The sequence below is a fragment of the Streptomyces flavofungini genome (genome assembly GCF_030388665.1).
Taxonomy (GTDB): Bacteria; Actinomycetota; Actinomycetes; order Streptomycetales; family Streptomycetaceae; genus Streptomyces; species Streptomyces flavofungini_A.
In genome coordinates this window covers 1,657,728-1,670,836 of sequence record NZ_CP128846.1, presented here as the reverse complement: position 1 = coordinate 1,670,836, position 13,109 = coordinate 1,657,728, and the positions used below count along the sequence as shown (strand labels likewise).

General features: G+C 73.1%; 9 protein-coding genes. All 9 read left to right on the top strand.

Features of this window, described 5'->3' with window-relative positions; translation table 11 throughout:
* Positions 1-39: 39 nt before the first annotated feature.
* The 9 genes from QUY26_RS06445 to QUY26_RS06405 all read left to right on the top strand — a co-directional run bounded on the left by QUY26_RS06445 (position 40) and on the right by QUY26_RS06405 (position 12,991).
* Complete coding sequence (locus QUY26_RS06445) at positions 40-2,499, top strand: PQQ-dependent sugar dehydrogenase (protein ID WP_289944152.1); 2,460 nt, start codon at positions 40-42, stop codon at positions 2,497-2,499.
* Between the two features lie 15 nt (positions 2,500-2,514).
* Positions 2,515-4,035 (top strand): ThuA domain-containing protein, encoded by a 1,521-nt coding sequence (locus QUY26_RS06440; protein WP_289944151.1) that lies wholly within the window; start codon positions 2,515-2,517, stop codon positions 4,033-4,035.
* Positions 4,036-4,684: 649 nt separating this feature from the next.
* Positions 4,685-5,980: an inositol-3-phosphate synthase gene (locus tag QUY26_RS06435; RefSeq protein WP_436840491.1), complete on the top strand. Its 1,296-nt coding sequence runs from the start codon at positions 4,685-4,687 to the stop codon at positions 5,978-5,980.
* A 316-nt stretch (positions 5,981-6,296) separates the two neighbouring features.
* On the top strand, positions 6,297-7,745 hold the full coding sequence (locus QUY26_RS06430; protein WP_289944150.1) for a UbiA family prenyltransferase: 1,449 nt from the start codon (positions 6,297-6,299) through the stop codon (positions 7,743-7,745).
* Positions 7,742-8,683 (top strand): sugar phosphate isomerase/epimerase family protein, encoded by a 942-nt coding sequence (locus QUY26_RS06425; protein WP_289944149.1) that lies wholly within the window; start codon positions 7,742-7,744, stop codon positions 8,681-8,683. Before QUY26_RS06430 ends, QUY26_RS06425 begins: the two co-directional genes overlap by 4 nt.
* Positions 8,680-9,534, top strand: a complete 855-nt coding sequence (locus tag QUY26_RS06420; protein ID WP_289944148.1) for an EboA domain-containing protein — start codon at positions 8,680-8,682, stop codon at positions 9,532-9,534. Before QUY26_RS06425 ends, QUY26_RS06420 begins: the two co-directional genes overlap by 4 nt.
* On the top strand, positions 9,534-10,382 hold the full coding sequence (locus QUY26_RS06415; protein ID WP_289944147.1) for a TatD family hydrolase: 849 nt from the start codon (positions 9,534-9,536) through the stop codon (positions 10,380-10,382). Before QUY26_RS06420 ends, QUY26_RS06415 begins: the two co-directional genes overlap by 1 nt.
* A 3-nt stretch (positions 10,383-10,385) precedes the next feature.
* Positions 10,386-11,594 carry a metabolite traffic protein EboE gene (gene eboE, locus QUY26_RS06410; RefSeq protein WP_289944146.1) on the top strand — a complete coding sequence of 403 codons (1,209 nt, stop codon included), beginning with the start codon at positions 10,386-10,388 and terminating at the stop codon, positions 11,592-11,594.
* Positions 11,591-12,991: a nucleotide pyrophosphatase/phosphodiesterase family protein gene (locus QUY26_RS06405; RefSeq protein WP_289944145.1), complete on the top strand. Its 1,401-nt coding sequence runs from the start codon at positions 11,591-11,593 to the stop codon at positions 12,989-12,991. Before eboE ends, QUY26_RS06405 begins: the two co-directional genes overlap by 4 nt.
* The last annotated feature ends 118 nt before the right edge of the window (positions 12,992-13,109 follow it).

Here is a 13,109-nt window from a genome sequence, read left to right as displayed (position 1 = left end):
CGCACCCCCACAGCGAACGGCCCCCGACCGGAGGACTCCGTGCACCGACTCCGCCCACGCAACCGCAGAGGCCTCGCCCTGCTCACCGGAACCCTGCTCACCGCCGCCACCCTCACCTTCGCCGCGCCCCAGGCGGGCGCCCAGCCGGATCCGCAGCCGCGGGCGGAGCCGAAGGCCGAGGACTTTCAGCAGGTCACCCTCGCCAAGGGCGAGCCGGAGATGGGCGAGCCCATGACGCTCGCCGTGCTCCCCGACCGCTCCGTCCTGCACACCTCCCGCGACGGCACCGTCCGCCTGACCGACGCCACTGGCCAGACCAAGGTCGCCGGGAAGATCCCCGTCTACAGCCACGACGAAGAAGGCCTCCAGGGCGTCGGCGTCGACCCGGGCTTCAAGAAGAACAGGGCCGTCTACTTCTACTACGCCCCGCCCCTGAGCACCCCCGCGGGCGACGCCCCGAACGAGGGCACCGCGGCCGACTTCAAGAAGTTCGACGGCGTGAACCGGCTTTCCCGCTTCGTCCTGAAGGCCGACGGCACACTGGACACCAAGAGCGAGAAGAAGGTCCTCGACGTCCCGGCCAGCCGCGGCATCTGCTGCCACGTCGGCGGCGACATCGACTTCGACCGACAGGGCAACCTCTACCTGTCGACCGGCGACGACTCCAACCCCTTCGCCTCCGACGGCTACACCCCCATCGACGAGCGGCCCACCCGCAACCCCGCCTACGACGCCCAGCGCTCCGCCGGGAACACCAACGACCTGCGCGGCAAGATCCTGCGGATCAAGGTGCGCGGCGACGGATCGTACTCCGTGCCCAGCGGCAACCTCTTCAAGAAGGGCACCAAGAAGACCCGCCCCGAGATCTACGCCATGGGCTTCCGCAACCCCTTCCGGATGAGCGTCGACAAGCCCACCGGCATCGTCTACGTCGGTGACTACGGCCCCGACGCGGGCAAGGCCGACCCCAAGCGCGGCCCCGCGGGACAGGTCGAGTTCGCCCGCGTCACCAAGCCGGGCAACTACGGCTGGCCGTACTGCGTCGGCAAGAACGAGCCCTACATCGACTACGACTTCGCCACCGGCGCCTCCGGCTCGGCCTTCGACTGCGCCGCACCGAAGAACACCTCGCCGCACAACACCGGCCTCACCGCACTGCCCCCGGCGCAGCCCGCGTGGATCCCCTACGACGGCGGGTCGGTCCCCGAGTTCGGCACCGGCTCGGAGTCGCCGATGGGCGGCCCGGTCTACCGCTACGACGCGCAGCTCGACTCGCCCGTGAAGTTCCCGCAGGCGTACGACGGGAACTTCTTCGCTGGCGAGTTCGGACGCCGCTGGATCAAGCGCATCGACCAGGGCGCCGACGGCACCGTGAAGTCCATCAACGCCTTCCCCTGGAAGGGCACTCAGGTGATGGACATGGAGTTCGGCCCCGACGGCGCCCTGTACGTCCTCGACTACGGCACCGGCTTCTTCAACGGCGACGAGCACTCCGCCCTCTACCGCATCGAGAACGCCACCGGCGGCCACTCGCCCGTCGTCGAGGCCGAGGCGTCCGTCACCAGCGGCCAGGCCCCCCTCGCCACCAAGTTCACGGCGAAGGCCACGGACGCCGACGGCGACGCGCTGACCTACGCGTGGGACTTCGGCGACGGCGGGAAGTCCACGGAGCAGAACCCCTCGCACACGTACACCCAGAACGGCGTCTACACCGCGACCGTCACCGCCAAGGACCCCTCGGGCCGCACCGGCACCGCGAGCGCGCACATCACCGTCGGCAACACCGCGCCCACCGTGAAGCTGGAACTCCCCGAGGACGGGCAGCTGTTCACCTTCGGCGACAAGGTGCCCTTCAAGGTCACCGTGACCGACCCGGAGGACGGCACCGTCGACTGCTCCAAAGTCAAGGTCACCCACATCCTCGGCCACGACAGCCACGGCCACCCCGTGACCTCCGCAGGCGGCTGCGAGGGCACCCTGCAGACGACCGCCGACGGCGAACACGACCCCAACGCGAACATCTTCGGGGTCTTCGACGCCGAGTACACCGACAAGGGCGCGAACGGCCAGCCCGCGCTCACCACCCACGACCAGAACGTCCTCCAGCCCAAGCACCGCCAGGGCGAGCACTACGGCGACTCCAAGGGCGTCTCCGTCGTCAGCCACACCCCCGCCCACGGCGGCAAGACCGTCGGCGACATCCACAACGGCGACTGGATCTCCTTCAAGCCGTACGTCCTCTCCAACGCCACGAAGCTGACCGCACGCGTCGCCTCCGCCGGGTCCGGCGGCACCCTCGAAATACGCGCCGGATCCGCCGACGGCACCCTCCTCGGCAGCGCGAAGGTCGACCCGACCGGGTCGTGGGAGACGTACACCGACGTGTCGACCGGCCTGGCCGGAGCACCCGCGGGGACGACGACGCTGTTCCTCGTCTTCAAGGGCGAGGGCACGGGCGCGCTCTACGACGTCGACGACTTCACCATCACCACGAGCTGAGGAAGGGGGCACCCCATGCGCGCACCAGTACGCCTGACCGTCGCGACGGCGGCCGCCGCCCTGCTGATCGGCTGCGTGTCGGGCCCGGCGGCGTCCGACTCGGACTCCGCCCGCCCGGACGGCGAGCGGAAGAAGGCGGGTGAACGGGTCCTGGTCTTCTCCAAGACGGCCGGGTTCCGCCACGACTCCATCCCCGACGGCATCGCGGCCGTCAAGGACCTCGGCGCCGAAGGCGGCTTCACCGTCGACGCGACCGAGAACGCGGGCGCCTTCACCACCAAGAACCTCGCCCGCTACGACGCCGTCATCTGGCTCTCCACCACCGGGGACGTCCTGAACGGCAAACAGCAGTCCGCCTTCGAGCGCTACATCCGCGCGGGCGGCGGCTACGTCGGCGTCCACGCCGCCGCCGACACCGAATACGACTGGCCCTTCTACGGCCGGCTCGCGGGCGCCTACTTCCAGTCCCATCCCGCGATCCAGCCCGCGAAGATCAAGGTCGAGGACCACGCCCACCCGGCCACCGCCCACCTCGGCGCGGCCTGGGACCGCACCGACGAGTGGTACAACTACCGGGCCAACCCGCGTGAGCGGGCCCGTGTCCTCGCCTCCCTCGACGAGTCGTCCTACAGCGGCGGCACCATGGGCGGCGACCATCCCATCGCCTGGTGCCAGGGGTCCGTCGACGGCACCCCCGGCCGCTCCTTCTACACCGGCGGCGGCCACACCAAGGAGTCCTACGCCGACCCGGCCTTCCGCCGGCACCTCCTCGGCGGCATCCGCTACGCCGTCGGCGCCGCCCAGGCCGACTGCCGTCCCGAGCAGGGCTACACCCCGCTCTTCGACGGCACCGCGACCTCCCTCGCCCGCTGGAAGCAGGCCGGTCCCGGCTCCTTCGAGCGGAAGGGCGACGGCACCATCACCTCCGTCGGAGGCATGGGCCTGCTCTGGTACGAACCCCAGCAGTTCGGCTCGTACTCCCTGAAGCTCGACTGGAAGATGTCCGGCGCCGACAAGGACGACAACTCCGGTGTCTTCGTGGGCTTCCCGCCCTCCGACGACCCCTGGACCGCCGTCAACAACGGCTACGAGATCCAGATCGACGCCACCGACGTCCCCGAGAAGACCACCGGCTCGGTCTACGGCTTCAAGTCCGCCGACCTCGCCGCCCGCGACCGGGCCCTGAACCCGCCGGGGGAGTGGAACACCTACGAACTCCGCGTCGAGGGCGAGCACCTCCAGATCTGGCTCAACGGCGTGAAGATCAACGACTTCACCAACACCGACCCGGCCCGGAGCCTGCGCGACGGCCACATCGGCATCCAGAACCACGGCGCCGACGACCAGGTCACGTTCCGCGACATCCGGATCAAGGAACTGCCCGCCGGCACGGGGGCCGACGCCGGTACGGGGTCCGGGACCGGCACGGGCCTCACCACCGGCAAGGGGCCCGACACCGGCAAGGGCTTCACCACCGGCCCGGACCTCACCACCGGCCCGGACCTGCCCGCCGACAGGGAGGTGGGCAGCCGATAGACGGCGGTGGGCGGAGGACGCCGGACCTCCGCCCACCGTCTCGCCCGGCCCGCGGCTCGTGGGGCGGGTACTGCTCCGTGCGGGGCGGGGGCCGTTCCCCGGAGGGAGGGGGCGGGGTCCGCTGCGTGCGGGGTGGAGCTCGTTCCGTGCGGTGCGGAGTTCGCTTCGCGCGGGGTGAGGGTCGCTCCGTGCGGTGCGGGGTCCGCTTCGTGCGGTGCGGAGTTCGCTCTGTGCGGCGCGGGGCTTGTATCGCGCGGTGAGGGGCTCACCTCGCGCGGGGTGGGGTTCGCCCTGTGTGGGGCGGGACTCGCTCCGTGTGGGGCGGGACTCGCGCTGTGTGGGGCAGGACTCGCCCTGTGTGGGGCGGGTGATGTACCGCAAGACGTGGGCTCCGGTCCGCGCCGCGCGGCTGATGTACCGCAAGGCGCGGGCGCCGTTCCGCGAGGCGCGGGTGACGACCGTACGTGTCCGACGACAGGAGGCAGCCGTGTCCACCGAGTCCCCTTCTGCCAGCGCGCGCCCGCCCGCTTCCACCGCCCCGGGGTCGGCCGCCACTCCCGCTCCGGGGCCGACCGGGGCGTTTGCCTCGGGCTCGACCGGGGCGTCTGCCGCGGGCCCCACGGGAGTGGGCGCCTCGGGCTCGACCGGGGTGTGGCTGATCGGAGCGCGCGGCTCCGTCGCCACGACGGCCATCGCGGGCTGCGCGGCGATGTCGGCGGGGCTGCACCCGCCCACCGGCCTGGTCACCGAGACCCCTCCCTTCTCCGGCACCGGACTGCCAACGTTGTCCTCCCTCGTCTTCGGCGGGCACGACACCATGGAGTGCCCGCTGCCCAAACGCGCCGAACACCTCGCCGCCGGAGGCGTCCTGCCCCACGGCCTCCCTGCCGCCGTGCACGCCGAACTGGCCGCCGCCGACGCCGAGATCCGCCCCGGTGGGCCACTTCCCGGCGACTCCCGCACCGACGACGAACTGATCACCGCCTTCGCCGCGGACATCCGCGACTTCGCCCACCGCCACCGGCTGGCCCGCGTGGTCGTGATCAACGTGGCGTCGACGGAACCTGCGGTCGCCCTGGGGGGAGCGGAGACCGTCGCGGGTGGGTCTGCGGTGGGGTCGGTCGGGGTGGGACCTGCTTCCGCCGAACGGCCCCGCGCCTCCGCCGAATCAGCGCCCGCCTCAGCTGAAGCACCCGCCACGACCACAGTCACCTCAATGGCCACCTTCCCGGCCACCTCCACCTCCTCGGCCACGTCCACCTCCCCGGTCACCTCCACCCCCGACGACCGGCTGCCGCCCAGCTCCCTCTACGCCGCCGCCGCGCTCCGCGCCGGTGCCGCCTACGTCAACTTCACTCCCTCGACCGGCATGCACCACCCGGCCCTCACCGACCTGGCCGCAACCTCCCGACTGCCCTTCGCCGGGCGGGACGGCAAGACCGGGCAGACCCTGCTCCGGTCCGTGCTCGGCCCGATGTTCGCCCAACGCGCCCTGGCCGTCCGCGCCTGGTCCGGCACCAACCTCCTCGGCGGCGGCGACGGCGCCGCCCTCGCCGACCCCGCCGCGGCCGCCGCCAAGAACGCGGGCAAGGAACGCGTCCTCGCCGACACCCTCGGCACCGTCCCCGAGGGGGAGGTACACATCGACGACGTCCCCGCTCTCGGCGACTGGAAGACCGCCTGGGACCACATCGCCTTCGACGGCTTCCTCGGCACCCGGATGACCCTCCAGACCACCTGGCAGGGTTGCGACTCGGCCCTGGCCGCGCCCCTGATCCTGGACCTGGCCCGCCTCCTCGCCCGCGCCCACGAGGCCGGGCTCGACGGCCCCCGCCCCGAACTCGCCTTCTACTTCAAGGACCCGGACCCCGGCGCCTCCTCCGCCCTGCCCGACCAGCACGTCGCGCTCCTCGCCTTCGCCGACCGCCTCCGGGACACGCTGTGAACATCCGCCGCACAGTGCCCCATCGGCCGCCCCACCCCGCACCTGCGGCGCCACCCCCGTCGGCACCCGCGGCCGTGCCCACGTCCGTGTCCGCCACCGGGGCCATGTCGGCAGTCGCCGCCGTATCCGCGTCCGCCGCCGTATCTGTGTCCGCCGCCGTGTCCACGTCGGCGCCCGCGGCCGTCTCCACGTCCGTCTCCGTCTCCGCGTCGGCGCCCGTGACTGAGCCCATGCCCGCGTCCGCCGCCACGCCGCCATCCGGGTCCGCACCCGCCCCATCCGCCTCACCTCTTCCCGTATGTGCCGAGGAGGCCTCATGAACCTCCGCGCCTGGGCCGAACTCCTGCGCCTGCCCGCCCTGTTCACCGTCCCCGGCGACGCCCTCGCGGGCGCCGCTGCCACCGGCCTGCGCCCCGGCCGGGGTACCTTCCTCGCCATCGGTTCCTCCCTCTGCCTGTACGAGGCCGGCATGGCCCTGAACGACTGGGCCGACCGCGACGAGGACGCCGTCGACCGCCCCCACCGCCCCATCCCCTCGGGCCGCGTCACCCCGACCGCCGCGTTCACCGCCGCTGTCGCGCTCACCGCGGGCGGCCTCGCCCTGGCCTCCCGCGCGGGCCGCCCCGCCCTGGCCACCGCCACCGCCCTCGCCGGTACGGTCTGGGCCTACGACCTGGGCCTCAAGCGCACCTCCGCGGGCCCTGTGGCCATGGCGGCGGCTCGAGGGCTGGACCTGCTGCTGGGCGCCACGGCCACGGCGACAGGAGCGGGCGCTCGGGCGGACGCGGGCGGCGCACGTCCGACCTCGGCCCCGGACACCGGCGCGGCGCGGGCCGCGGTGCAGGCCCCATCCGGTGCGGCCCGCTCCACCGACGTCTCCACGACCCGCCCCACCCGGTCCGGCGCGACGCACATCGCCGGATGCGAACCGACGCGGGCCACCAAGCCGGGGCAGACCGCCATGGCGACGCGGGCCGTGAAGGCGACGCAGACTGCCGAGGCGACGCAAGGCACCAGGGCGGCCAAGGCGGCGAAGACCATCAGGGCCCTCGCCACCTGGGCCGGTGCGGCTCCCTTCACCGCTGCCGAGGCCAAGACGGCGGCCGGGGAAACCTCACACATTCCCGCCACACCAGTGCCCCCTGGGGCGAGGCGAACCCCATCCCCGATCACACCCCACCGCATCAGCCTTCACTCCCAAGGCACCTGTCCCACTCGCCCTACTCGCCCCACTCGCGCCGACCGCCCAGGCCCCGCGGCAGCGGCCCGCTCCGCCCTGCCCGCCGCAGCCACCCTCGCCGCCCACACCCTCGCCGTGACGACGGTGTCCCGGCACGAGACCCAGGGCGGCTCGACCGGGGCCCCGTTGGGCGCCCTCGCCACGACGCTCGCCCTCGGGCACGCCGTGGCGTACACCCCGCACCCCCCGGCGGGTCGGCGGACCGCAGCCGCCGTCGGCCCGCCGGGCACCAACCCCGGCCCACCGGGCGCCACCTCCGGCCTGCCGGGCGCGGCAGCCGTCCGGTCGAGCACCACCCTCGCCCTCGGCACGGCCTACGCCACCACGGCGGCGCGGCCCTACCTCCACGCCGCCCTGAACCCCTCCCCTCCCTTGACCCAAGGCGCCGTCGGCGGTGGCATCCGCGCCCTGATCCCACTCCAGGCGGCCCTCGCCGCCCGCTCCGGTGCCCTCGGCACGGCCCTGTTCACGGCAGCCCTGGCCCCGCTGGCCCGCCGGTTCGCCCGAAAGGTGAGTGTGACGTGAGCGCGGGCGGCGGCACGATCACGCCCAAGGCGGTGGACGCACCCGTGCGGCCCCGGTTCGGCTACGGCACCAACGGGCTCACCGACCTGCGGCTCGACGACGCCCTCGGCCTGCTCGCCGACCTCGGCTACGCCGGTGTCGGACTGACCCTCGACCACATGCACCTCGACCCCCTCGCCCCCGACCTCGCCGCCCGCACCCGCCGTGTGGCCCGGCGCCTGAGAGGCCTCGGCCTGACCGCCACCGTCGAGACGGGCGCCCGCTATGTCCTCGACCCGCGCCGCAAGCACGGCCCCTCCCTTCTCGATCCCGAACCCCAACGCCGGGCCGACCGCGTACGCCTGCTCGTCCGCGCCGTCCAGGTCGCCGCGGACCTGGACGCCCACGCCGTCCACTGCTTCAGCGGCATCACCCCCGAAGGCACCGACGACGCCACCGCCTGGAAGCGCCTCACCGACGCCCTCGGCCCCGTCCTCGCCGCCGCGTCCGGCGCCGGAGTGCCACTCGCCATCGAACCCGAACCCGGCCATCTGCTCGCCACGCTCGCCGACTTCCACCACCTCCGTCATCTGCTCGGCGACCCCGAACCCCTGGGCCTGACCCTCGACATCGGCCACTGCCAGTGCCTCGAACCCGAGTCACCCGCCGACTGCGTCCGCGCCGCCGCGCCCTGGCTCCGGCACGTCCAGATCGAGGACATGCGCCGCGGCGTCCACGAACACCTCCCGTTCGGTGACGGCGAGATCGACTTCCCGCCCGTCCTGCAGGCCCTCGCCGCCACCGGCTACCAGGGCCTGACCGTCGTCGAACTGCCCCGCCACTCCCACGCGGGTCCCGAACTCGCCTCCCGTTCCCTGGAGTTCCTGCGCAGGGCCGACCAGCTCGCCGCCGCAGGCCCTGCTGTCCGTGAGGCCGCCCCCCAGGGAGGAATCTCGTGAGCCACAGCCCACGGGCCTTCACGGCCGACCTCCCTACGGCCGCCGACCTCCGCTCCCGCCTCGACGCCGCCCTCGACGACCCGGCCCGCGCCTGGCTCGACCGGGCCGCCACCGCGGTCGCCGCGCACCCCGTCGACCGCGCCTCCGCACAAGCGACCCCGGCCCAGGCCACTTCGGCCCAAGGCGCTCCGGCCCAGGGCTCTCCGGTCCAAGCCACCCCCGCCTGGGAGCTCCGCTTCGCCGAAGCGGGCCGTCGCTGCGGGCCCGACCACGCCGACGCCGCCCGGCTCGTCCTCCTGCACGCAGCCCACGCCGACACCGCCACCCTCACCCGGCTCTACGAACAGGGCACCGCCACCGAACGCCGCGCCGTCCTGAACGCCCTGCCGCACCTGGTGTCCGGGCCCGACGCGCTGCCTCTGGTCCAGGACGCGCTGCGCACCAACGACACCCGGCTCGTCGCCGCCGCCCTCGGCCCCTACGCCGCCGTGCACCTGGGCCCGCACGACTGGCGTCACGCCGTCCTCAAGTGCCTGTTCACCGGCGTACCCGTCGCCGCCGTCGCCGGGCTCGCCCACCGTGCCCGCGCCGACGCCGAACTCGCCCGCATGCTCGGCGACTACGCCGCCGAACGCACCGCCGCCGGCCGCGACGTCCCCGGAGATCTGTACCGCGTCCTGGCCCTGACCGACGAGCCGGCCGCGACCGACGGCGGCTCCCCTGCGACCACCGGCCCCGACGACCGCGCCACGCGCCCCGACCACCCGGCGGCCGCGAACCCCGACCACTCGGCGGCCCCCGCGCCCTTCGCGGCCCCTTCGACGTCCACCGGCGAGGACCAGGAGTCCTGATGCGCATCTTCGACCCCCACATCCACATGACCTCCCGCACCACGGACGACTACGAGGCGATGCACGCCGCCGGGGTCCGCGCCGTCGTCGAGCCCGCGTTCTGGCTCGGCCAGCCCCGCACCTCGCCCGCCTCCTTCGTGGACTACTTCGACTCCCTCCTGGGCTGGGAACCCTTCCGCGCCGCCCAGTACGGCATCGCCCACCACTGCACGATCGCGCTCAACCCCAAGGAGGCGAACGACCCGCGGTGCACGCCGGTCCTGGGCCTGCTGCCGCGCTATCTCGTCAAGGACAACGTCGTGGCCGTCGGTGAGATCGGCTACGACTCCATGACCCCGGCCGAGGACACCGCCCTCGCCGCTCAGCTGCAGCTCGCCACGGACCACGAACTGCCCGCCTTGGTGCACACCCCCCACCGCGACAAGCTGACGGGCCTGCGCCGCACCCTCGATGTCGTGCGGGAGTCCGCGCTGGCGCTCGACCGGGTCCTGATCGACCACCTCAACGAGACCACCGTGAAGGAAGCCAAGGACGCGGGCTGCTGGCTCGGCTTCTCCGTCTATCCCGACACCAAGATGGACGAGGACCGGATGGTCGCGATCCTGAAGGAGTACGGCCCCGAGCAGGTGCTGGTCAACTCGGCCGCCGACTGGGGCAAGAGCGATCCGCTCAAGACCCGCAAGGTCGGCGACGCCATGCTCGCGGCGGGGTTCTCCGCCGATGACGTGGACCGGGTGCTGTGGCGCAACCCCGTGGCCTTCTACGGGCTCAGCGGCCGCCTCGCCCTCGACGTCACGGACACCGGGGCCACCCACGAGGGCAACTCCATCCTGCGCGGCGGTGCGTGAGCCATGCGCTTCCGCCACCCCGACGGGTCCACCGTCCACCTCGCCTACTGCACGAACGTCCACCCCGCCGAGACCCTCGACGGCGTCCTCGCCCAGCTGCGCGACCACTGCGAGCCCGTCCGCAGACGCCTCGGCCGTGACCGCATCGGCATCGGCCTGTGGCTCGCCAAGGACGCCGCCCACGCCCTGGTCACCGACCCGGCCGCGCTGCGCGGGCTGCGCGCCGAACTGGACCGGCGCGGCCTGGAAGTCGTCACCCTCAACGGCTTCCCCTATGAGGGCTTCGGCGCCGAAGAGGTCAAGTACCGCGTCTACAAACCGGACTGGGCCGACCCCGAACGCCTCGCCCACACCACCGCCCTGGCCCGCGTCCTCGCCCAACTCCTTCCGGACGACATCACCGAAGGCACCATCTCCACCCTTCCGCTCGCCTGGCGCACCACCTTCGACGCCACCCGCGCCGCCGAGGCCCGCACCGCCCTGATCGCGCTCGCCCAACGCCTGGATGCCCTCGCCGAGCTGACCGGCAAGTCCATCCGCGTCGGCCTCGAACCCGAACCGGGCTGCACCGTGGAGACCACCGGCGACGCCATCGCCCCCCTCACCGCGATCGGCCACGACCGCATCGGCATCTGTGTCGACACCTGTCATCTCGCCACCTCCTTCGAAGACCCGGGGACCGCGCTCGACGCCCTCGCCGCCGCCGACATCCCCGTCGTCAAGTCCCAGCTCTCCGCCGCCCTGCACGCCGAACACCCCCACCTGCCGGACGTCCGCGCGGCTCTCGCCGCCTTCGACGAACCCCGCTTCCTGCACCAGACCCGCACCCTGCCCCGAGAACCCGGCGGAGCTACCGCCGGCGGGACCCTCGTCGCCACCGCCCTGCGCGGCACCGACGACCTCGGCGAGGCCCTCACCCGCCAGGCCCTGCCCGACTCGGCGCCCTGGCGCGCCCACTTCCACGTCCCCCTGCACGCGCCTCCCGCCGCGCCCCTCACCTCCACGCTCCCCGTCCTGAAGGACACCCTCGCCCGGCTCGTCGGCGGACCGAGCCCCCGCACCCGCCATCTCGAAGTCGAGACCTACACCTGGCAGGCCCTCCCGCCCGAGCTGCGCCCCCGTGCCCGCCCCCAGCTCGCCGACGGCATCGCCGCCGAACTCACCCTCGCCCGTGACCTGCTGACCGAGCTCGGCCTGAAGGAACTGCCATGACTCCTCCCACCCCGGCCCAGCCGAACCCCCTGCTCGTCCTGGACGTCGTCGGCCTCACCCCCCACCTGCTCGACCACATGCCCCACCTCTCGGCCCTCGCCCGGTCCGGCTCCCGGGCACCGCTGGGCACCGTCCTGCCCGCCGTCACCTGCGCCGCCCAGTCGACCTTCCTCACCGGCACCATGCCCGCCGAGCACGGCATCGTCGGCAACGGCTGGTACTTCCGCGAGCTCGGCGACGTCCTGCTGTGGCGCCAGCACAACGGCCTGGTCTGTGGCGACAAGCTGTGGGACGCCGCCCGCCGCGCGCACCCCGGCTACACCGTCGCCAACATCTGCTGGTGGTACGCGATGGGCGCCGACACCGACTTCACCGTCACCCCCCGCCCCGTCTACTACGCCGACGGCCGCAAGGAACCCGACTGCTACACCCGCCCGGCGGCCCTGCACGACGAACTCACCGACAAGCTCGGCACCTTCCCCCTCTTCCACTTCTGGGGCCCGGGCGCCGACATCGTCTCCAGCCGCTGGATCATCGACGCCACCCGCCACATCCTCACCACCCGCCACCCCGACCTGGCCCTGTGCTACCTCCCTCACCTCGACTACGACCTGCAGCGCTTCGGCCCCGACGACCCCCGATCCCACCAGGCGGCCGCCGACCTCGACACCGCCCTCGCCCCGCTCCTCGACCAGGCGCAGACGGAAGGTCGCACCGTCGTCGCCCTGTCCGAGTACGGCATCACCCGCGTCAGCCGCCCCGTCGACATCAACCGCGCCCTGCGCCGCGCCGGCCTGCTGGAAGTGCACACACAGGACGGCATGGAATACCTCGACGCGATGGCGTCCCGCGCCTTCGCCGTCGCCGACCACCAGATCGCCCACGTCTACGTCCGCCGGCCCGAGGACCTGGAAGCCACCCGCGCCGCCCTCGCCGACCTGCCCGGCATCGAGCAACTCCTCGACGACGAGGGCAAGAAGGCCCATCACCTGGACCATCCGCGCTCCGGCGAGCTCGTCGCCGTCGCCGAGCCCGACGCCTGGTTCACGTACTACTACTGGCTCGACGACGCCCGCGCACCCGACTTCGCACAGCTCGTCGAGATCCACCGCAAGCCCGGCTACGACCCCGTCGAGCTGTTCATGGACCCCCAGGACCCCTACGTCCGCCTCAAGGCCGCGGGTGCCCTCGCCCGCAAGAAACTCGGCATGCGCTACCGCATGGCGGTCGTGCCCCTGGACCCCTCACCTATTCGCGGCAGCCACGGCCGCCTCCCCACGAGCGAAGCCCCCGATTCCGGACCGCTCATCCTCTGCTCCACCCCCCACGCCGTCACCGGCCACATCAAGGCCACCGAAGTGAAATCGCTCCTGCTGCGCCTCGCCGGCCTGGCCTGAGCGATCCGTTTCCACTGAATCTGTCTCCACTGAACCAGAGGGCGCGGACCACGCCATCAGGGTCCGCCCCCGACCTCACCCTGATCCGTTATTCGAACTGATCCCTGATCAGCCCTCG

Coding starts and splice junctions, on each gene's coding strand:
- QUY26_RS06430 (WP_289944150.1), top strand. CDS start 6,297: ATGAACCTCCGCGCCTGGGCCGAACTCCTGCGCCTGCCCGCCCTGTTC.
- eboE (WP_289944146.1), top strand. CDS start 10,386: ATGCGCTTCCGCCACCCCGACGGGTCCACCGTCCACCTCGCCTACTGC.
- QUY26_RS06415 (WP_289944147.1), top strand. CDS start 9,534: ATGCGCATCTTCGACCCCCACATCCACATGACCTCCCGCACCACGGAC.
- QUY26_RS06405 (WP_289944145.1), top strand. CDS start 11,591: ATGACTCCTCCCACCCCGGCCCAGCCGAACCCCCTGCTCGTCCTGGAC.
- QUY26_RS06440 (WP_289944151.1), top strand. CDS start 2,515: ATGCGCGCACCAGTACGCCTGACCGTCGCGACGGCGGCCGCCGCCCTG.